General features: G+C 37.4%; 18 protein-coding genes and 2 tRNA genes. 9 read left to right on the top strand and 11 right to left on the bottom strand.

Annotated features, from left to right (window positions below; all coding sequences use genetic code 11):
- Nucleotides 1-292: 292 nt before the first annotated feature.
- Nucleotides 293-365: transfer RNA gene (locus ACZOVS_RS04960), tRNA-Lys, on the bottom strand.
- Between the two features lie 71 nt (nucleotides 366-436).
- A complete protein-coding gene (locus ACZOVS_RS04965; protein ID WP_483996122.1) occupies nucleotides 437-1048 on the bottom strand; it encodes an L-threonylcarbamoyladenylate synthase in 612 nt (203 codons plus the stop codon).
- 144 nt (nucleotides 1049-1192) lie between these two features.
- On the opposite strand from ACZOVS_RS04965, the gene ACZOVS_RS04970 reads away from it, so the two are divergent.
- The 3 genes from ACZOVS_RS04970 (at nucleotide 1193) to ACZOVS_RS04980 (ending at nucleotide 4859) form a co-directional block, all read left to right on the top strand.
- Nucleotides 1193-3529 carry a TonB-dependent receptor gene (locus tag ACZOVS_RS04970; RefSeq protein WP_483996123.1) on the top strand — a complete coding sequence of 779 codons (2337 nt, stop codon included), beginning with the start codon at nucleotides 1193-1195 and terminating at the stop codon, nucleotides 3527-3529.
- A gap of 5 nt (nucleotides 3530-3534) precedes the next feature.
- A complete protein-coding gene (locus tag ACZOVS_RS04975; protein WP_483996124.1) occupies nucleotides 3535-4437 on the top strand; it encodes a DUF4249 family protein in 903 nt (300 codons plus the stop codon).
- A gap of 340 nt (nucleotides 4438-4777) precedes the next feature.
- Nucleotides 4778-4859, top strand: a tRNA-Tyr gene (locus ACZOVS_RS04980).
- 372 nt (nucleotides 4860-5231) lie between these two features.
- Here ACZOVS_RS04980 and ACZOVS_RS04985 read toward each other — a convergent pair.
- Nucleotides 5232-6395: a MalY/PatB family protein gene (locus ACZOVS_RS04985; protein ID WP_483996125.1), complete on the bottom strand. Its 1164-nt coding sequence runs from the start codon at nucleotides 6393-6395 to the stop codon at nucleotides 5232-5234.
- A 164-nt stretch (nucleotides 6396-6559) separates the two neighbouring features.
- Here ACZOVS_RS04985 and ACZOVS_RS04990 point away from each other — a divergent pair, with 164 nt between their 5' ends.
- From ACZOVS_RS04990 to ACZOVS_RS05005, 4 genes are all read left to right on the top strand, one after another.
- On the top strand, nucleotides 6560-8065 hold the full coding sequence (locus ACZOVS_RS04990; protein ID WP_483996126.1) for a sodium:solute symporter family protein: 1506 nt from the start codon (nucleotides 6560-6562) through the stop codon (nucleotides 8063-8065).
- Nucleotides 8066-8143: 78 nt separating this feature from the next.
- Entirely contained in the window at nucleotides 8144-9790 is a 1647-nt protein-coding gene (locus tag ACZOVS_RS04995; RefSeq protein WP_483996127.1) for a tetratricopeptide repeat protein, read from the top strand.
- Between the two features lie 348 nt (nucleotides 9791-10138).
- Complete coding sequence (locus tag ACZOVS_RS05000; protein WP_483996128.1) at nucleotides 10139-10276, top strand: hypothetical protein; 138 nt, start codon at nucleotides 10139-10141, stop codon at nucleotides 10274-10276.
- A 58-nt stretch (nucleotides 10277-10334) separates the two neighbouring features.
- Entirely contained in the window at nucleotides 10335-12095 is a 1761-nt protein-coding gene (locus ACZOVS_RS05005; RefSeq protein WP_483996129.1) for a leucine-rich repeat protein, read from the top strand.
- A 149-nt stretch (nucleotides 12096-12244) separates the two neighbouring features.
- Here the strand turns inward: ACZOVS_RS05005 and ACZOVS_RS05010 are convergent, their stop codons facing one another.
- The 8 genes from ACZOVS_RS05010 to ACZOVS_RS05045 all read right to left on the bottom strand — a co-directional run bounded on the left by ACZOVS_RS05010 (nucleotide 12245) and on the right by ACZOVS_RS05045 (nucleotide 19588).
- Nucleotides 12245-13642 (bottom strand): sensor histidine kinase, encoded by a 1398-nt coding sequence (locus tag ACZOVS_RS05010; RefSeq protein ID WP_483996130.1) that lies wholly within the window; start codon nucleotides 13640-13642, stop codon nucleotides 12245-12247.
- 7 nt (nucleotides 13643-13649) lie between these two features.
- Complete coding sequence (phoB, locus tag ACZOVS_RS05015; RefSeq protein ID WP_483996131.1) at nucleotides 13650-14330, bottom strand: two-component system response regulator PhoB; 681 nt, start codon at nucleotides 14328-14330, stop codon at nucleotides 13650-13652.
- A gap of 30 nt (nucleotides 14331-14360) precedes the next feature.
- Entirely contained in the window at nucleotides 14361-15038 is a 678-nt protein-coding gene (locus tag ACZOVS_RS05020; RefSeq protein ID WP_483996132.1) for a phosphate signaling complex PhoU family protein, read from the bottom strand.
- A gap of 15 nt (nucleotides 15039-15053) precedes the next feature.
- Nucleotides 15054-15815, bottom strand: coding sequence for a phosphate ABC transporter ATP-binding protein PstB (pstB, locus tag ACZOVS_RS05025; protein ID WP_483996133.1), 762 nt, complete (start codon nucleotides 15813-15815; stop codon nucleotides 15054-15056).
- The gene (pstA, locus tag ACZOVS_RS05030; RefSeq protein WP_483996134.1) at nucleotides 15803-16663 is read right to left on the bottom strand and encodes a phosphate ABC transporter permease PstA; all 861 of its coding nucleotides are present in this window, start codon (nucleotides 16661-16663) and stop codon (nucleotides 15803-15805) included. The genes pstB and pstA overlap by 13 nt, the downstream gene beginning before the upstream one ends.
- Complete coding sequence (gene pstC, locus ACZOVS_RS05035) at nucleotides 16660-17517, bottom strand: phosphate ABC transporter permease subunit PstC (protein WP_483996135.1); 858 nt, start codon at nucleotides 17515-17517, stop codon at nucleotides 16660-16662. The genes pstA and pstC overlap by 4 nt, the downstream gene beginning before the upstream one ends.
- Before the next feature lie 29 nt (nucleotides 17518-17546).
- Nucleotides 17547-18578: a phosphate ABC transporter substrate-binding protein PstS gene (gene pstS / locus ACZOVS_RS05040; RefSeq protein ID WP_483996136.1), complete on the bottom strand. Its 1032-nt coding sequence runs from the start codon at nucleotides 18576-18578 to the stop codon at nucleotides 17547-17549.
- A 110-nt stretch (nucleotides 18579-18688) separates the two neighbouring features.
- Nucleotides 18689-19588 carry a S66 peptidase family protein gene (locus ACZOVS_RS05045; RefSeq protein ID WP_483996137.1) on the bottom strand — a complete coding sequence of 300 codons (900 nt, stop codon included), beginning with the start codon at nucleotides 19586-19588 and terminating at the stop codon, nucleotides 18689-18691.
- A gap of 687 nt (nucleotides 19589-20275) precedes the next feature.
- Between ACZOVS_RS05045 and ACZOVS_RS05050 the strand changes: the two genes are divergently transcribed.
- A complete protein-coding gene (locus ACZOVS_RS05050) occupies nucleotides 20276-20590 on the top strand; it encodes a hypothetical protein (RefSeq protein ID WP_483996138.1) in 315 nt (104 codons plus the stop codon).
- Nucleotides 20591-20698: 108 nt separating this feature from the next.
- A complete protein-coding gene (locus ACZOVS_RS05055) occupies nucleotides 20699-21220 on the top strand; it encodes a hypothetical protein (RefSeq protein ID WP_483996139.1) in 522 nt (173 codons plus the stop codon).
- The last annotated feature ends 2 nt before the right edge of the window (nucleotides 21221-21222 follow it).

Genomic DNA, 21222 nt, shown 5'->3' on the forward strand with positions numbered 1-21222 from the left:
TCGAAATTTTGCTTATGTGAATGTTGCAAGACATAATGAAACCGTTGTTGAATCAAATATTAAAATAAGGAAATAAATCCGTGTTTTTTATCATACAAATCAAGTGATGATTTTTTGATTATAGTTGCTTCTGTAAACGTATCAGAAATTAAAATTTGTCGTATTGACAAGTTGGGATTGTGTCAGATGAAAATGGAGGTGTTAATTGATTGTAAGATTTAATTCTTATTCAAGCAGCAGATATGCAAACAAGCCTTGAGTTGTAATAATAACAAATCAAGGCTTGTTTTTGTGACCCGCCTGGGGCTCGAACCCAGGACCCCCACATTAAAAGTGTGATGCTCTACCTGCTGAGCTAGCGAGTCTCCCGCGTTTTTTTTGCATTGCAAAATTACACATTATTTTAATACATACAATACTTTTTTCGATTTTTTTTTCAATCTAAAATCCCTTTGCCTTGTCTTATGATAACAATATCATTATCAGTGCAATCCACAACAGTACTTTCTTCGTTGTCGCCGTATCCGCCGTCTATGATGATGTCAACAATGTCTTTATAATGTTCGTTTATTTCCTCAGGATCTGTCTGAAATCCTGAAACTTCGTCCTTATCTGTTATTGTTGTCGTGATAATAGGTTTGCCCAACTGCTGAACAAGTCCGGTGATGATAGGCTCATCGGGTATCCTGATACCTATTGTCTTTTTTTTGCTTTGAAAGACTTTTGGGATATTATTGTTTGCTTCGAGAATGAAAGTGAATGCACCTGGCAAATTGCGTTTCATCATCTTGAAAACATCATTGTTGATAGGTCTGGTAAACTCCGACAACATGCTCAAGTCATGAAAGATAAATGAAAAGTTCGCTTTTTCTTTTTTTATTCCTTTTATTTTGGCTATTCTGTCGAGAGCTTTGCTGCTCGAAATGCTGCATCCCATGGCATATATGGTGTCGGTGGGAAAAATGATGACTCCATCGTTATTAAGACAATCTATTATCATCTTGACATAACGTTGATTCGGATTGTCCCTGTGAAACTTGATAAACATGATATGCGTTTTTAGTTTGCAAAAATACATCTTTTTTGCGCTTTTGTTCATGAAAAACTGTTTTTCAGATAATTCCGGCAGGATTTTAAAAAAATCTTCTCTCATGTGAAAGAAAAAATATAATTTTGAAGTTTTTATTGAACTATGAAAATCAGAATTGTCATATCTGTCTTGATATTGTTTTTTTCCTTTGAGGTTTTTTCACAGGAAAAATATGTCGTTTATGGTGTGGTGAAAGACATTGAGAACAACTCTCCAATGATAGGTGTTGCTGTTTATGTTGAATCATTGTCTTACGGAACGGTAACGGGAGAAGATGGTCGTTATGAATTGACATTCTCACAAAAAGGTGATTATATGTTGAGATTTTCTTTCGTCGGTTACAAGACGGAGAAAATGGAGGTGAAAGTTGTCAACGGGAGACAGTCTTGTGATATCATGATGAGTGTGGAATCAAAGATGCTCGATGACGTTGTGGTGTCGAGTCAGAGGAAAGATGAGAATGTCAAAGAGTTGGTGATGAGTGTACAGAAACTCGACATGGTGAAGATAAAGAAAATCCCGGCTTTGATGGGGGAGGTCGATGTCATAAAAGCCATACAGCTTCTACCCGGCGTGCAGGCTGCCTCCGAAGGCTCTTCCAACTTCAGCATACGTGGCGGTAACCCGGACCAGAACCTCATTCTGTTGGATGATGCCCCAATTTATAATGCTTCGCATTTCCTCGGCTTTTTTTCGGTGTTTAACAATGATGTAGTGAAAAATGCCACCTTATATAAAGGTGATATCCCTGCAATATATCCCAGCAGGCTCTCTTCTGTCCTCAATGTAAGCACTTTGGACGAGATACCTTCCCGTTTTACCGTGAGCGGCGGTATTGGCTTGATATCCAGCAGACTGATGCTTAACGCTCCTTTCAATAAAAACCGTACCTCGGTGATGCTCGCCGGCAGAACTACTTACCTTGGACTTTTTATTCCTTTAGTCAATAAAGACCTTAAAGGCACCAATCTGTATTTTTATGACCTTAATGCTAAGATTATTCATACTTTCAACGATAAAAACAGACTCTTCATTTCTTCATATTTCGGTCGTGACTCTTTCTTCCTCGACAAAATGCTGGGGCTTGATTATGGCAACTTTACCGTTACAACACGCTGGAATCATATTTTTAACGACAAACTTACTTCTAACCTCTCCTTGCTTTATACAGATTATGACTACCGTATCAATATAATAATGCAACCTTATCTGTTCGATGTCACTGCCGGTATAAATGATTATACGTTGAATTATGATTTTACTTACCTTTGGAATGACAAGGTTACATCTAAATTCGGATTGTCATCGACTTACCACAACTATTTGCAAGGCAAACTTAATGATGAAACCGGTGCTGTGGCTCTTTATCTTGGAGTAGCCAACAATGAAAAGCTGGGAAGAAAAGCTTTGGAACATGCTCTCTATTTTTCTACAGAACACAAGATAAATCCGGTGTTTTCCATACGTTATGGACTGCGTTTGTCCATGTTTCAAAATATTGGCGACGAAGTGCTTTATCTTTTCGATGACAATCATCATTTTTATGACTCTATCGTATATGGGAAAGGTGAGATATTCCATACCGAGATAAATCCTGAACCTCGTGTCGCCCTTATGTACAGAACAGGCGCCTTCTCGTCAATAAAAGCATCTTATTCACGTACAGTACAATATGCTCAGGTTGCTACCAATTCTACCGGAGGCTTGCCGTTCGACATGTGGTTTCCGACAAATCCTAATATAAAACCTCAGAAATGTGACCAATTCACTATAGGTTATTTCCATAACTTCCATAAAGATGAAATAGAAACTTCGGTAGAGTTTTTTTATAAACGTCTTACTGATGTCATTGATTTTGTTGATGATGCATTCTTTTATGCAAATGTTCTCGTTGATGGAGAAGTCAGAATAGGGAAGGGAAGATCTTATGGAATGGAACTTCTGTTACGTAAGAATTATGGTAAATTCACCGGATGGATTTCATATACTTATAGCAGGGCTTTCAGAACTATCGATGGTATAAGTCATGGTGAGGAGTATCGTTCTCCTTACGACAGACCGCATAACCTTTGTATTGTGTTGAATTATCAGTTTAATGAAAGATTGGACGTTTCTGCCAATTGGATTTATAATACCGGTCAGCCTATAACTTATCCTTATGCTACTTATACTGTAAATGGTGTTACATATTCGGTGTATAACGGATACAGAAACCAAAGCCGCTATCCTGATTATCATAGACTCGATTTTTCCATGACATGGAAGGGAAAACAAAGGGAGAGATGGCAGGGCGAATGGAACCTGTCTATTTACAACGTATATGGTCGTCATAATACTTGGGCTGTTACTGTCACCACAGACGATGATAACAAGATAAAAACAGAAAAGATTTATTTGTTCTCTGTCATTCCTTCCATATCATATAATTTTAAATTTTAAAGATTATGAGATATAAGTTTTTGATGATATTGTCATTGGCATTAATGTTTTCCTGTACTGAACCTATAAAAATAGAGCCTCAGGAGGGTCCTCAGATGGTTGGTGTATTCGGCTCGATAACGAATGAGTATAAGAAACATACTGTTGAATTGAGCCGCACACGTGATTTTTATTCTACTTCTGCACCTGAGATGATATCCAATGCAGAAGTGTTTGTTTCAGATGGTGTTGACACCATTTATTATGAAGAAACAGAAAATGCCGGTATTTACAGAACTGTTGAAGATGTGGCAGGGGTGCCGGGAAGAAACTATAAACTGATGGTGTCTTTCGCAGATGACAACGGAGAACATCAGTATTATGCAAATTCTGTTATGCCTCAATGTGTTGAACAAATAGATTCAATAGCCATAAAAGATTATGTCTTCGGTTCATTGCATGCCGACGATGTGCTCGGAGTTTATCCATATTACCAGACACTTCCGGACCCGAATATTTATTATATGTGTCATCTTTACATTAATGGAAGATTGTTGACCGATACTCTTACAGAAGCATACTACTATTCCATGATGGGATTCTCCGGAATGTATTTCAACGGAGAATTGATGACATTGTTGGCCGGAGAGTTTCCGGTTTATTCACTCGATCAAAGTCGTCCTGACAGTACCGAATATCTGCACGATGGTGATGAAGTGACACTGCGACTTTATTGTATTCCTGAAGGCTTTGCTTTGTATATTTCTGATATTCTTTCTAATTCCGGCACTAATCCAATGATGGGCCTGCCTTATAATGTAACTACCAACATTATGCCGGAAAATATGGCGGTAGGATATTTTTATGCCGCTTCCATGACAGAGAAATCCGTCATTTATCATCCCGAAAATGATGATGACTCTCCATGACATGTTTTGTTGTATCGAAATAATGTTTTATTGTTTTTGGAATCGAAAAGGAGTAAAAAATAGAGACATTACAAGTGAAAAAAATGACAGTTTTCTTTGTCTTTTCTGTGATGCTGTTGAAAATCAAAGTGTGAGAATGGTCATTTTTTTTTGATAAAAATGTTGGAATTATAAATTAAAACCGTAATTTTACGCTGTTAATTTAATGCTGCGAACAGCGTTTTTTTAATGTGGTTCTTATAAGGTTTTTTAGAGTTTTTTAAGAAATTTGGTCTTAAATAACCATAATTTGAATTTAAGTGTTAATAATCTGTCGGGATGTTTGTTCTCGGCAAAGCGGGGGGGAGTCGCATAGTGGCAATTGCAACAGACTGTAAATCTGTCCTCGGATGAGTTCGGTGGTTCGAGTCCACCCTCCCCCACAAAAGAGAGTTAATATCATTGGTTTTTATTCGTTTCGTTAAAAGTTCGGCATTTCCGAACTTTTTGTCGTCACTAATTTGATTCTTAGAAATTATTTATCGTTAATTGTTGTCGTAAACGACTGAAATCGGTTATGAGGTGATTGATAATCATAGATTCTAACATTATTGTCAGGCAAATTTTCGAGTTTATTTATGATGTTTTGAAAATTATAATAATCTGTCGTATTCCAATGAAATCCGATGATAATTTCACCTTGACAATGATGAAACTACAATGTATATTTCATGTAAAACCGCCTCCAAAATGTTAGCTTTGCCATTTTGGAGGCGGTTCGTTTCACTATCCTATATTGTATTGATACAACTATTTTATCCAAATACTTCTTTCATTTGTTCCAATGCTTTTGCTATAATACTTCGAGGGCAGGCGAGATTCATTCTCAGACATTTGAGACCTTGTACTCCAAATTCATGGCCTTTGTTGAGTCCTAATCCTGCCTCGAAAATCATCTTACGGTTGAGTTCATTGTCATCGAAGTCGTATGCATTGAAATCCAACCACAACATATATGTGGCTTCCGGACGATGTAACCTTATTTTGGGCATCTCCTTGTGAATGAAGTTTACAGCAAAATCTATGTTGTCATTGACATAATGCAGAAGTTGTTGAAGCCATTCTTCTCCCTTTTCCATGGCTGTCTTGGTTGCAACTTTGCCAAAGATATTGCCGAGGTCAGCTTCAGTGCTGTGTAAAAAATCTGTATATTGCTTACGCAATTGCTCATTGGCTATTATCACCGACGAGGTCGCTAATCCGGCTAAGTTGAATGTTTTGCTTGCCGCATGGGCAGTGATGCTGTGTTGTTCAAACTCCTGACTGATAGAGGCAAACGGCAGATGTTTGTAATTAGGCAGGACTAAATCGCAGTGTATCTCGTCGGAGAATACCAAAACATCATTTTTCATACATATCTCACCTAAACGTTTCAACTCATCATAATTCCAACAACGTCCAACCGGATTATGAGGATTACTGAGTATCAGCATCTTGGCTGTCTTTGCCTGTCGTTCCAAAAGTTCAAAATCCATCTTGAATCCTTTATCGGTATCTATAAGCGGGTTAAGTACGAGTTTTCTTCCATGCTCTTCTACAGCCCTGAAAAACGGCGGATATACTGGTGGTTGTATTATTATTTCATCATTTTCCTTTGACAATCCCATAACGGCGAAATTAAATGCACATACTATGCCCGGAGTGAATGATATCCATTCCTTCTGTACCTTCCAGCCATGACGTCGTGTTATCCATTGTGCTATGGAATTGAAGTATTCTGCTTCACGGAAAGTATATCCGTAAACATCAGTGGCAGCTCTTTTTATGATAGCCTCACGGATGAAATCCGGAGTGGGGAAGTCCATGTCGGCAACCCACATGGGTATCACCTCGGCATTGCCGAAAACTGATTCTCTTAAATCGTATTTCACACTCTCCGTGCCGGTTCTGTCTATAATAGTGTCGAAATCGTATCTCATCTTTTTAATTTTAATAATAAAATCAAGCAAAGATAAGTGATTTTTGCGATTTTTTCGCATTATTTTACCATAATGATACAATTTGTTCACATAGTGTGATAAAAAGCACTTTTTTTATCATCTCATTTGTTTTTTTACTTACTTTGCCGACCGAAAGGAGAGAGATGATGGTAACTTCCGTATGGCAAATTGCAGGAATAGTATTGGCAGTGTTGTTGATTGAGTTTGTTGGTATTATGTCGGTGAAGAAAGTTAAGAACGCTTCAGACTTCACCACGGGAGGAGGTCGTGCCGGGTTGTGGGTGGTGGTAGGAACCATTATGGGCACTTTGGTAGGTGGTCAATCTACTATAGGAACGGCACAACTGTCTTTCAGTTATGGCATTTCGGCATGGTGGTTCACTGTGGGAGCAGCATTAGGATGCGTGGTGCTCGGCATAGGATATGCCATACCTTTAAGATATAGCGGCAGCACTACTCTTATGGAAGTGATATCCAAAGAATATGGTAAAAAGGCTGAGATGACTGGCTCTGTCTTGTGTTCCTTGGGCATGTTTGTCAGTATTGTGGCGCAGGTGTTGTCTGCAGGTGCTCTTCTGATGACTTTGTTCCCTGTGAATATGCATACGGCAGCTTTGCTCTCGGCAGTAGTGATGGTGATATATGTGGTGTTCGGCGGAGTGTGGAGTGCCGGCATTGGTGGAATTGTAAAATTGATACTGTTAAGCCTTTCAGCCCTTGCAGGAGGTGTCATGGTGCTTGTCTTCTCCGGTGGCTGCTCCGGCTTGATGGATTCTGTTATCCATCTTTTGAATGATACTGACATCTCTGCTGTCACTGACTTTAATTCAAAAGAAGAAATAATATACAGATATACCAATATCTTTTCAAGAGGTGCTTCAAAAGATATTTGCTCATGTATATCAGTCATTCTCGGGGTGTTGGCAACACAGAGTTATGCCCAGGGTATATGGGCTGCCAAGACCGACAGTGTGGCGCGCAAGGCTTGTATGCTCTCGGCAGTGTTAACAATACCCATTGGTGTGGCTTGTGCCTTGGTGGGTATGTATATGAGAGCCAACTATGTCACTTCCGAAGAGTCGCAAAGACTTGCCGAGATGGGATTGACTTTGCCCGAGGGAATAGGTGTGATGCGCAACTCGGCACAGGCTTTCCCTGTCTTTATTACCGACCATTTGCCTGAATTTCTTGGAGGTGTAGTACTCGGCGTTTTGCTCATCACCGTAATAATAGGTGGTTCCGGATTGACACTCGGTGCAGCTACCATCATAGTCCGTGACGTCTTCATGCGTTTATCATCGCGCTTTAAAGATGTAAAGTCGAATATCATGCTGTCACGTTGTACCATAGTGTTGATACTGTCTCTTGCCATGATAACGGCATCATCATTCTCCGGAACTTTTATCAATGACCTTGGCTTTCTTTCCATGGGACTGAGAACTACGGCGGCTTTTGTTCCTTTGACCTTGGCTCTCTTTTTGCCGGAAAGGTTCAATTATAAATGGATATTCATTTCAATAATAGCCGGTACTGTTGCTCTTGTTGTTTCCAATATCATAAATCCGCCTTTCGATCCTTTGTTTGCCGGTTTGGGGGTATCATTGTTGTGTTGTCTCATAGGATATAAATGGAAAAAGGATGTCAATTAAACAAATTATAAAATGAGTGTTATGTTAATGCTCTTTTTTTAAAAATTCTGTAAATATGCATCAGCTTATCATAGATTTATGAGAAGATTGATATTCTTTATTGCACTTGTAATCTGTCTTATGACATTGGTCTCCTGCAAACAACGTAGGGAAGCGATAAGACAGCTCGGCTGTGCACAGGCGATAATGGAGACTGCTCCGGACAGTGCGTTGGTGTTTTTAGATTCCATAAGGTCTCATCCCGGAATACTCGACAAGAGACACCGCATGGAATACGAAACAGCCATGGTGCAGGCAAAATACAAATGTTACAAAGACATAAGTGAGGATACAGCCGTATTCGAAGCACGTCGGTATTTTGTTAAGACAAAAGACTATGGACAACAAGCGCTTGCAGCACTATACAGCGGATGTGTGTATGAGGAACGGGGAGAATACGAGATGTCGATGGAGGCCTATAAAGAAGCGATGAAACCGGCGACGATCGTGGGAGATTCTTTGATAATGGCGAGAATACAGCAATGTATTGGCTCGTTGTTGTACTCGCATGGTTTATACGGAGAAGCGTTGAAATCTTATAAGAAAGCCGCTGAGATATGCAGGTCCATACCTGAGAAACAGGCCCAATATTATGGAAACATGGGAAGATGTTTCATCTTAATGAAAGAAAACGACAGTGCTTTCTATTATTATAGAAAAGGTATAGACTGTGCAATACGGAGCGATAACAGTGAAACCCAAAGTATTTTGCTGCAAAATCTGAGTGTTTTGTACAGAGAATGCCAAATGTATGATGAAGCATTGTCAACCCTCAGGCAGTCTTTACAGTTGAATCCGGATGTGAAGAAATATCCTCAGTATAATTTGAATTTTGCTGAGATATACAATCTTTTGAATCAAAATGATTCGTTGACATATTATATAAATCTTTTGAAGAATGATTTGGAGTATATTGAAGACAAACCTTTATTGACAGGTATATATTCCATATTGTCGGAATATGAGATGCAGAGAGACAATTACGATTCTGCATTTTATTATCACTCGAAATATTCTGAGATGGTTGAAAATATATATCAGGAACGTATGGAACAAAGTGTTTACAAGATACAGCAGAAGTATGATTATCAGAAGAAAGAGAATTTCTATGCCAAAAAACTATTAAAGCGACAAATATGGATTACATTGCTTGTACTGTTCCTATTAATTGCGTTGATGGTTGTAGTGATTATGATTTATAAGATATTGAAAAGGAAAGAGCATGAGGCTGAAATCAATAAAAAACTGCTGGCACTTCAGAAAAAAACAGATGAGGCAAAAATTAAATATACTCAAAAAGAATACGAATTTCAGCAATATAATGAAAAGAAAGAACAGGATGAATTGATGTTGAGATTTTTAATGATAATGTATTCTGAAAGTTTATGTGATTCCAATAAGAATGTAATAAATAATTTGAAAAAACTTTTGTACGGCGACAATGAGCAAGACCATTGGGAAGCAATGTTGTCAATTTTTGACAGATTGTTTCCTGGCAGAATAGACATGATTAAAACACAATATCAGGACTTGAATGAAATGGAGTTCAAGATATGTATCCTGTCACATTTCGATTTGTCGAGACAGGAAGAAGCCGATTTCATGCATTGTTCTGTTTACAGCATAGATAAATACAGGTCGAAATTATGTGGTAAAATGACAAAAACAGACAGTAAGACCATGTAAAAGCCGAAAAAAAGTTTGTAAAAAACGCCTCGTGTTTTATATATATAATATTTATAATCAACATTTTAAATATAAAACTGTCCTGAAAAAAGTTTGTAAAGCTTTTTTAATCCTGTTTTTTTAATATTATATTCATTAAATTTGCGTAATCGAAAAAGAAAAAGGTTATGCAAATAAGATTAGTAAATATAAATCCATTACTGAAAGAGAACTGCACAACTTATGGAAGTAATGTTTACGACAACGTAAATGACAGCAGATTACAGGATAATGTAATCAAAATATAAAACATCAAGTCATGAAACACATATTGAGATATATTGGATAAAGTCTTCGCAATAAACAAGTGTGCCGCCGTTTGCGGAGACGATAATCGAGGTGCTATATAGAAAAACAGCATCAAGAGGCAAGGACGAGGTCTTGATGGAACAGTTGAATGGCTGTTTGATGGTACACCGAACCTTTTTCAGTGCTTTGCTACGGTAAAGTCCGGTACACGAAAATACTTTTATTTATAAGATAGATAACTTAAAAATTTACGATTATGAAGAAAATACTTTTATTTATCATTACAGTGAATATAGCATTTATGTCATATTCACATGATTTTTCAGCTGTATGTCCATCAGGGCAAATGCTGTATTACAATATAATAAGCGAAGAGGATGCAACAGTCTCCATCACATATCCAGATTACGGCTGGGGATGGGACGGGGAAATCATCTCCGGAGAATTAGAGTTGCCTTCCCATGTAGAATACAACGGCATAAATTATACAGTAACAGAAATAGGGTCTTCCGCTTTTTCAAGCACTAATATTACAGGTTCTTTGGTGATTCCCAATACGGTAACAGAAATAGGTTATCAGGCTTTTCTTTTCTGTCAGGGCTTGGATGGGACACTAACCCTTCCGGAATCAATAAGAAACATAGGAACAATGGCTTTTTCGCTTTGTCAATTCACCGGAGAGTTAGTATTACCCGATGCAGGAAAAAGCATCTCCATAGGAGAGAAGGCTTTTTCCAACAATAATTTCAGTGGAGAACTTTATATACCGCAATCCGTAAAGTATGTGGGGAACAGTGCTTTTTACGGTTGTAATAATTTCAATTCTCTGACAATAGCTGAAAATTCCATTACATATATTTCCAGTGAGGCTTTCCGTTATTGCAGAAACATGACAGAGCTGAACATATATGCAAACATCGAAAAAGTTTATTCAAATGCTTTCTTGGATTCCGGTTATTATTTGGATTCCACCAAATGGGATGGAGACCTTCTTTATTATGAAGATATTCTGTTAAATGCAAGAAATGATATCTCTGGTGTCGTCGATATACGAGACAATACACGTCTAATAGCAGGAAGTGCTTTTGCAGATTGTTCATCTCTCACAAATGTCAATTTCCCGAATTCATTGAAAAGTATAAACATAAGTGCATTTTATGGTTGTTCATCTCTTGCAGATGTCAATTTTCAGAACTCGTTAGAAAACATAGATGCGAGTGCATTTCAGAGATGTAACAGTCTTGAATCTGTAGTGATACCGGAATCTGTCAGGTCGGTGGGAGACAGAGCATTCTCTGAATGCAACAATCTTGAAAGTGTAACAATACTTAGTGATGATATTACAATAAAGCAATATTTTATTTTAGATTCAGATGTCAAATCCATCAGTATTGAATCGATGAACATACCTTTGATAGACAATAATGCTTTTGATGGGATACCGGATACAATACCGATTTATGTTCCATGCGGCATGAAAGATGAATACTCCGCTGCAGAATTTTGGAACAGGTTTACGAATTATCGGGAATCATTGTTTTTTGTATTCAATGTAACATCAAATGACATATCAATGGGCAGTGTCTCAGTGATACAGGAACCGGGTTGTGATGATGATTTGGCCATAGTTACGGCATTAGCGAATCAAGGATATGAATTTGTAAATTGGACAAAGAACGGTAATATAGTATCAACAGAAGAAACATACAGTTTCATTTTAGATGAAGATGTGGATATAGTTGCCAATTTTGTTTCAACAACATTATCATTGGAAGAATCTACAAAAACGAATCTATATGCTTATCCCAATCCGGGAGAAAACATCTTGAACATCAGGACGGTATTACCGGAAGGAAGGATAGAAGTGTATGACATAATGGGGAAAGTGGTATATAAACAGGATATTACCGAAGAGGTCACGAAGATACCGACAGAAGGATGGGCGAAAGGGATGTATCTGTGGAGAGTTTATAGTGAAGGAAAAGAGGCAGAAGGCGGTAAATGGATAAAACAATAGTAGAGACGCCATGATATGACGTCTCTAAAGATAAAATATGAGGTTGTGATGAAGACGTCATATCATAGTGTACACAAATAGGAATGTAAGGTTTTTGCTATAGTAAATACGTTCTACCATAGCATCTCAATGACAGCAATGTAAACATATTATCTTTTTATTGTAAAACGGAATAACAAACCTCCTTCTTTACGGTTTTCTGCAATAATTGTACCGCCATGATATTTTACAGCATGTTTTACTATTGATAATCCCAATCCTGTACCGCCCGAACGGCGACCTCTTCCTTCGTTGATACGCACAAAGCGTTCAAAAATCTTTTCAAGATATTTATCGTCAATGCCACAGCCGGTATCATAAAAAACAATATGATAATACTCTGTATCTTCTACATTTTCCAGAGTTGTGACAATCTGTATCCCGTTACCGGCATATTTCAAGACATTTTCAGTAAGATTTCTAAATACAGAATACATAAGATTATGATTGCCGGCGACATCGAGATTGGAAGGCAAATTATTATGCACTGCGATATTAGCATCTTTTATCTGCATCTCCATCTCGTTAAACACCTCATTTGCGATATCTCCAATATTAATCTTTTCTCTTTCGAAGAGTTTTGATGCCTCCTCGAGTTTTGTAATCAAAGCTATATCATTGATAAGTTCCGTAAGACGAAGTGACTGATAATAAGCACGTTCTATAAAATGCTGTCTTTTTTCGGCATCCAATTCCGGGTTATTGTTAAGACTTTCGAGATAACCTCTGATACTGCTGACAGGAGTTTTCAATTCATGAGCTATGTTATTAGTCATGTCCTGTTTCATTTTGATATTACGTTCTTTCTCGTTTTCAATTTCTTTTTTACTGTTTTCGAGTTGCTTATATAACTCTATGACATCATGACCTATAATACCTGAGTCGGTATCAGGAAATTCGATATTATTGTAATCGAGTTCACCGTTTTGTGCCTTGGAGACGAATTTTTTCAGAGACTGCATTGTCCTGCCATATTTATCGGTACGATACAACAGCAGCAGCAGTATTATTATCATAAGCAAAGTAAGAGAATACATTAGAAGATTCTCCGGACCTATGACATCTTGTATCGACAAGGTATAAGGCAAGGCAAGACGGATATAATTACCCGAATTACACAAATAAGCATAATATATATAACCCGATGCCGTAGATTCCGATTTACGTATTGCATAACCGTCTCCATGAACAGAAGCACCTATTATTTCAGGTCTGTTTATATGGTTTTCCTTTTTAAAGTCAGGGTCCAACACATTGTCGAACAACACATTACCGTCCTTATCAATAATAGAGAATCTGAGATCCTCAGGTAACATAAGTGCGACAGAATCAAAATCATAAACACGTGACAGAAAGCTATCAATCATTTTGGAATACGCATACAATTCAGCACGCATTTCTTCTGTCTTGTAACGTTTCTCGCGAGACAGCTGTATAAAAACAGTTATCACTACGAAGACAGCAAATACTGCAGTAAAATAAAGGAAAAGTTTACGTTGATATTTCATAACATCATTATTTGTCTATCCAAGAATAACCAAAACCGGCGCGGCTGCTGATATGTTCACCTAAGGTGCCGAGTTTCTTACGCAGCCGCGCCACATGTACGTCAACAGTACGTTCCAACACATAAGTCTCATCATCCCAAACATTTTTCAATATTGTATCGCGTTCGAGATAATTACCTTTATTTTCAAGTAATATAAGCAATATCAGATATTCTTTCTTTGTCAAATTGACAGTCTCCCCTTTTACTGTCACCGACTTATGTTTCTTATTCAGCACAAGGTCATCAAAATTAATAACATCAGACTCCACGTCAGTATTCAAAGATTCCACGCGACGAATTACAGCCTTGACACGAGCCAGCACCTCTTTGACAGAGAAAGGCTTGGCTATATAATCATCTCCGCCTATACTGAATCCCGTCAACATGTCGTTTTCAGAATTTTTTGCCGTAAGGAAAATAATAGGAATATTATTGTGCATTTCATTACGCAGTTTCTTTGCCAATTGATAACCGGACATTCCGTCCATCATGACATCGAGAAGCATTAAAGAATGATCCGGACGCAATTTTTTAAGAGCATCTTCCGCCGAGAGAGCAGTATCAACCTGATATCCTTCATTTTCAAGGTTAAATTGTAGAATCTCACACAAATCATATTCATCATCAACCACTAATATTCTTTTCATAACTGTATTGTTGGTCTGTAAAAATACATATTATTTCGAATCGCGATGTTTGATATCTATACCTTGTGTCAAAAAAATTGCCGATTCTGCAATATTGGTAGCATTATCTCCTATTCTTTCTATGCCGTAAATAATTCTGCCCAAATCGAGAATATCGGCTATAAGATAAGGATGTTCTCCCTTATTATATTGATATTCAAACAATTTTTTATTACATATATGATGTTGTTCGTCTAATTTCTCATCATTGTTTATGATATTGCGAGCTATTTCGGCATCTTCGTGGAACAAAGCAAAGACAGCATTATGTATCATGGAATAAGCCATCTCATAAAGCATCAATATATCAGTTTTAAAAATAGGAAACACAGAATGTTGTTTTTGAAGATAATGCATTCTTTTACTGATACTGTACAATATGTCACCGGTACGTTCCACATCGACAATAGCATCATAATAAGCCACTATATGACGCAAATCACCGGCACGTGGCGCATTGAGAACCATACAATTAATAATATCATCCCGTAATTCTACCTGCATTTTGTCTATTTTGTTTTCATTTTGACGTATCATATCGATGGTATCATCGGCAGACAGCCCTTCAAAAAGACTTTTCACCAAATCAGATTGCTTTAGCATGACATCTGTCATTTCCTTAAGCCTATCCTCTACATTTTTCAAATAATTATCTATAATAGTATTCATAATCAATATATTAAATTAACCAAATCTTCCTGTCAAATAAGCCTCAGTACGTTTATCCTTAGGATTGGTAAACATTTTCTGAGTCTTGTCGTATTCAACAAGTTCGCCAAGATACATAAACATAGAATAGTCCGATATACGTGCTGCCTGGCCCATGTTATGAGTGACTATCACAATAGTAACTTCTTTTTTAAGTTGGACGAGAAGGTCCTCTATTTTGGCAGTAGCTATAGGGTCGAGAGCTGAGGTCGGCTCATCCATCAGCAACACATCGGGTTTCAAAGCAAGCGCTCTGGCAATACAAAGACGCTGTTGTTGCCCACCTGAAAGAAAAGAACCCCTCTTGGTAAGACTGTCTTTCACCTCATCCCAAAGACCTACATTGAGAAGACAACTTTCTACAATTTCATCTTTCTCAGCACGTGAGAGTCTTATTCCGTTAAGAGTATAACCGGCAAGAATATTCTCATAAATACTCATGGTAGGGAAAGGATTAGGACGCTGAAATACCATGCCTGCCATACGACGCACCATGATAGGATTCATTTTCAATATATCTTTACCATCAAGTTCTATACTGCCTGTAATCTTAATGTCGGGATACAATTCATGCATCCTGTTGACAGCACGCAACAAGGTACTCTTGCCACAACCCGAAGGTCCCATAATAGATGTTATCAATCCTCTGCGTACATCGGCACTAACATCGTTGACAGCATTCTTACCTTCTGTATATGATACACATACATTATGAAACTTTAATATTATATCTTCCATTTTTTAGCTATTTTTTTTGCTGTGAGATTTAAGACAAGGACCAATATCAAAAGAAAAAGCGAAGCACTCCATATCATATTGCTGAGGTTAGGGTCATTATAGAACTCCCAAATGAGTAAAGACACTGCCGAAGTAGGTTTTGCAGGGTCCCACTGTATGGCAGAAGCGCCCAAGGCAGTAAGCATAAGAGGAGCTGTTTCTCCTATCACACGTGATATAGCCAACAAGATGCCTGTCAAGATGCCGCCAAAAGCTGAAGGAATGAGAACTTTCAACACCATCATGGTATATGATGAACCAAGAGAGAGAGAAGCCTCCTTAAGACTTTCAGGCAGAAGATTGAGAGTCTCCTCGGTAGAACGTATGATAAGAGGCAACAACATGATTGCCAATGATATGGAACCTGCTATTGCAGAATAGGAACGCATGGGCACCACGACCCATATATAGGCGATGATACCGGTGATAATAGAAGGTGTGCCCTGTAATATCTCAGTCAAGAAACGTATGATACCGGCAAAGCGAGTCTTTCTATTCTCCGAGAGATATACGCCGCACAAAAGACCTATCGGTACCGCAATAACTGTAGCAATGAGAACCATCATCATGGTACCTGTTATGCCGTTGGCAATACCGCCGGGGATCAGTTGATTGTTGTTCACCGCCAACATGGCATCCAAGGTACTCGGTGTCGTTTCTGTGAAAAAAGACAGATTGATTTGTCTATAACCTTTCAACAACACTTTGCCGATGATGAGTATAAGCGGCACGCATGTCAATACGGAAAGTATTATCACCATCGTTTTGAGCAACCTGTCTTTCAATATGCGAATAGAATATGACTTCATAAAGATTGTCTTTTAATGATAAGACGTCCGATATAGTTTATTACGGCAGTAATGATAAAAAGAATAAGACCAATGGCAATAAGAGAAGACAATTTCAGACCGTCGGCTTCACCAAATTGATTCGCTATCACAGAAGCCATAGTATTGGCAGTGTCGGACAAAGAAAGAGGTACATTGTTGGTATTGCCAATCAACATGGTGACAGCCATAGTCTCTCCCAAAGCTCTTCCCAATGCAAGGATATATGAAGATATCATGCCGGAAGATACATTAGGCATTATAACACGGCGTATCATCTCGGCACGTGTGGCACCAAGACTGTATGCTCCTTCTTTCAACTCACGCGGCACCATGCGTATAAACTCAGCACTGAGAGAAGCTGAATAAGGTATTATCATTATTGCCAACACTATCGAGGCTGTCAAAATGCCAAAACCTTGTTCCGATAACCCTAATGACACCATGAAAGGACGAATGACATAAAAACCCCACAACCCATAAACTATGGAGGGTATGCCGGCGAGCAGGTCCACAATAGTACTCAGCACTTTGGCAACAATAGTATTATTGTAATACTCGCCAACAAAGAAAGCCACCGGCAAAGAAAAAGGAAAACATAACAGCAAAGCGGTGAAGGAAGTCATAAGAGTGCCAACTATAAACGGCAAAGCTCCATAATGCTCGCTGCCATCACTATTCATGCCCCATTCAGAAGAGACAATAAAACGGAAAAATCCCAACTCCCGAAATGCAGGCAATGAACCACTCATCAAAGAGTAGAACAATGCCCCGCATACTATCATTATCACTAATGCAGAGACGAATAACAACTTCTTGAATATCTTGTCGGACATGTCAAATGATGTTACTTGTTAACCTTTTATCAGTTTATAGGTTGATTGTTATATGTCATTGAAGATATGGCTGCCAAAGCTTTTTCAATTATATAGCTCGGCAGAGGAGCATAATGAATTTTCTCCGTAAGCTGCTGCGAATCAGTATTTAATACAAAACGCAGTAAATCCGCTGTCGCCTGTGCCTTTTCAAGACTTCTGTTTGCATAGTTTTGCTCTTTATAGACAAGTATCCATGTAAGACAACTAATGGGATAAGCGCCGTCAGTATCGGCATTGGTAATGGTACAACGCAAATCATCCGGAATATCACCTGACAACGAAGCTGTTATACTCTTACTTGAAGGCGACACAAACTGTCCTTTTGCATTTTGTATCTTAGCCACCGGAATATTCATTGCAAAAGCATACTCAGAACCGATATAACCTATTGAACCTTTCATATTGGCAATGGTACCGACCACTCCGGGATTACCTTTTGCAGCTATACCGGTATTGAATTTCAATGATTTGCCTGACCCAAGAGCTTTACTCCAATTATCGTTGACTTTATTCATATAATCGCTGAAAACGAAAGTGGTGCCACTGCCATCGGAACGGTAAACCGGGGTAACGAGCATGTCTGGAAGATTTTCTTCAGGATTTATGGCTACGATTCTCGGATCATTCCATTTAGTGATATTGCCAAGATAAATGTCTGCAATTATATCTGAAGTGAGTTTCAGCTCTTTTACTCCCGGAATGTTGTAAGACAACACCACGGCGCCGAGACATGTAGGTACATGAATGACAGGAGGCATGCTACTCATTTCTTCATCGGTGAGATACACATCCGTACCGGCAAAATCTATGATTTTGTCTTTAAGACTTCTGACACCGCCGCCACTGCCAATGCCACCGTACGACACATTGATGCCGGTAGCTTCACTGTAGTTGTTAAACACCATATTGTAATAAGGTAACGGAAAAGTAGCACCCGCACCTGACAATTCTACTTTTTTACTGTTGCAAGATGTCAAGATGATACATGCCAGCAAAATGATAATCAAAGATTTTTTCATTGTTATTTTCTATTTTAATTTGTCTGCAAATAAATACAGAACAAATTAAGATAGTATTTCGTTCATGTTACATTTTTGTTACATGTAAAATAAACCGTATCATTATCAAATCAACAGATACGACATAACAATGAATGTTCATCATCGACAGAAAGAGAATATTTAGCACCCAACACCAAAGCTCTGTTGTCATCCAAATGTCCAAACGGCATTCCGAAACACACAGGTATGTCAATATCTTTCATTTTTTCAGCCACTATCTCCTCTACTGTCATTCCAAAAGGTACGTCGTTATCGTGCATACGTGTCAAACCACCGACTACAAGACCGGCAAGACCTTTGAATTTGCCGGCACGACGCAATGCCATCATCATTCTGTCTATATGATAAAGATATTCATCCAAATCTTCAATAAACAATATCTTGCCATCTGTATCCGGGAAAATGTCAGAGCCAAGAAGAGAATACAACACCGACAAATTACCTCCAACCAACTCACCTTCAACATAACCTTTTTTATTAAGTTCATTATTGCCAACCTCATAACACAAATTGTCCCCCGTAAGAATTTGCATCATGCTTTGCCACGATAAAGATGTATTTTCCTTGAAATTGACAGGCATGGTAGCATGAATGCTTTGATAACCAAGACTTTGAATCTTTGCATGAAGTACTGTAACATCACTGTAACCTATTATCCATTTAGGTTTATTGGCAAAAGCACCGAAATCCACATTGTCTATGATACGTACAGTGCCATACCCGCCTCTTGCACACAAAATTGCATCTATTTCATCATCATACAAATATTCCTGCAATACAGCAGCTCTATGAACATCATTGCCGGCAAACTGATGACATGTCTCAAAAAGACGTTCATCATAAACAGGGACAAATCCCATATCTCTCAAATAATGTACAGCATCGCTTATCTCATTTTCAGAAATCTTGCGTGCAGTAGCTACTATGGCTATTTTTGAACCTTTAGACAAATATTCAGGCGCTATCATAAATTTAAATTAACTATAAATTGAGACAAACAGAATTATCCATATACGTATATTTTATAATTCATCTTGCAAATGACCTAAACAAGAATAATAAATTTTACATTTGGATATTCTGTAGTTTTCCTCCAAAAACATCAAAATTTCCAAAATACTCTTCTACGAGTATCAAGCATAATAAAACTTGTTTTTACAAATGCAAAGTTACTGTTTTTTCAACCACATAAAATCACATGAACATAAAATTTATCATTGGTATAAAATAAAATCCGTCATGAATAGCCAAATAAACACTTCAATCATGGTCAACATTTTCACAACATCATAATCAATACGGTATCGTAAGAAAACAGTAATGACAATGTAATGACTGAAAATTTATTATGAAATATTACTGTCCAAGGAAATTTCAAACTCTTTTTTAATATCTTGAAAATCAAATTTATATGCAAAAAACAAATCAAGCAAAAAAATTATTCATTGTTTTGTATTGATAATCAATTGTTTATCGGACAGCAACAATAAAATGAAAAAAAGTAGCACTATCCATCATTATGATAAATCTTCATTAAAAAAAATAATTTGTCAACATACAAATGAAAAAAACATTAACTTTGCACAAAATTTGAGATTATTAAAAAGTCGTTTGCACATATTGTAATTCTAATTGCTGCCTATTTATGTATCAAAATGATAGGCTGTCATGGTATTTCCAATGAAATATCGCTTAATGAGTTACATAACGACATCACTGCTGAACTGCATATTCTCGAAGATGCCGGAACAGCTATGAGCATGCCGGTGAAAATTACCAATATCCCTACACCTACATGCCGTGTTATCAGTACTGTCAATAAATTTCAAAACAATATTAATCACACTGTTATTCCAAAACAGTCTTTAACCAATGTCGATTCTTTCAGTTTTGATTATTCTTTAAAATCTTTAAGTTTTGCCTCTGTCAACGATTTTTTCATTTTTATGTTGAGGCATTTGATCATTTAATAAGATAAGTTTTTATTATTTTATATTTCATGACATCTCTTTTTAAAAAAGATGTATGTCGGCATATTATCAAAATAAAAATATTAACTTATAACTTATTGAATAACAATGAATATTACATTATCAGAAAAAAATATAAACACCTACAGTTTTCCTGAGGTAGAAAGTAAAAGCAACATAAAATCATTAATAACAGGTATTATTTTAATCATAGCAAGTTGCGCTTTATTTTATCTGTCATCGTTAATATCCGGCAATATGGCATCATCATTATCCATATTTGGAGGAGTTATCATGATATGCGTTGGATTATATTTGATCATCTGGCAATCAAAACACGAGATATACAAGCCAAGTGGTTCTGTGATAAAAAAAGTACGTATTTTTTATGCTTCTGAAGATCTTTACGGTTTGAAAAATTCATTAGAAAACCAAGATGTCAAAAGTTTCGAAAAATTCAAAAAACAACTTGAAGGCAATGTACAGTTGTCAGTTGTATATAGCAAGGACAATCAGTATTTTGCTGCACAAGTCTTAAAATACGAACCTTTTGAATACAAACCACAAAGTGATATCTTAATTTCAGAAGGTGAGACGGCAGCCCGTTTCATTGCAAATATAAAAAATTAATT

It is taken from the genome of Candidatus Limimorpha avicola (assembly GCF_056978975.1).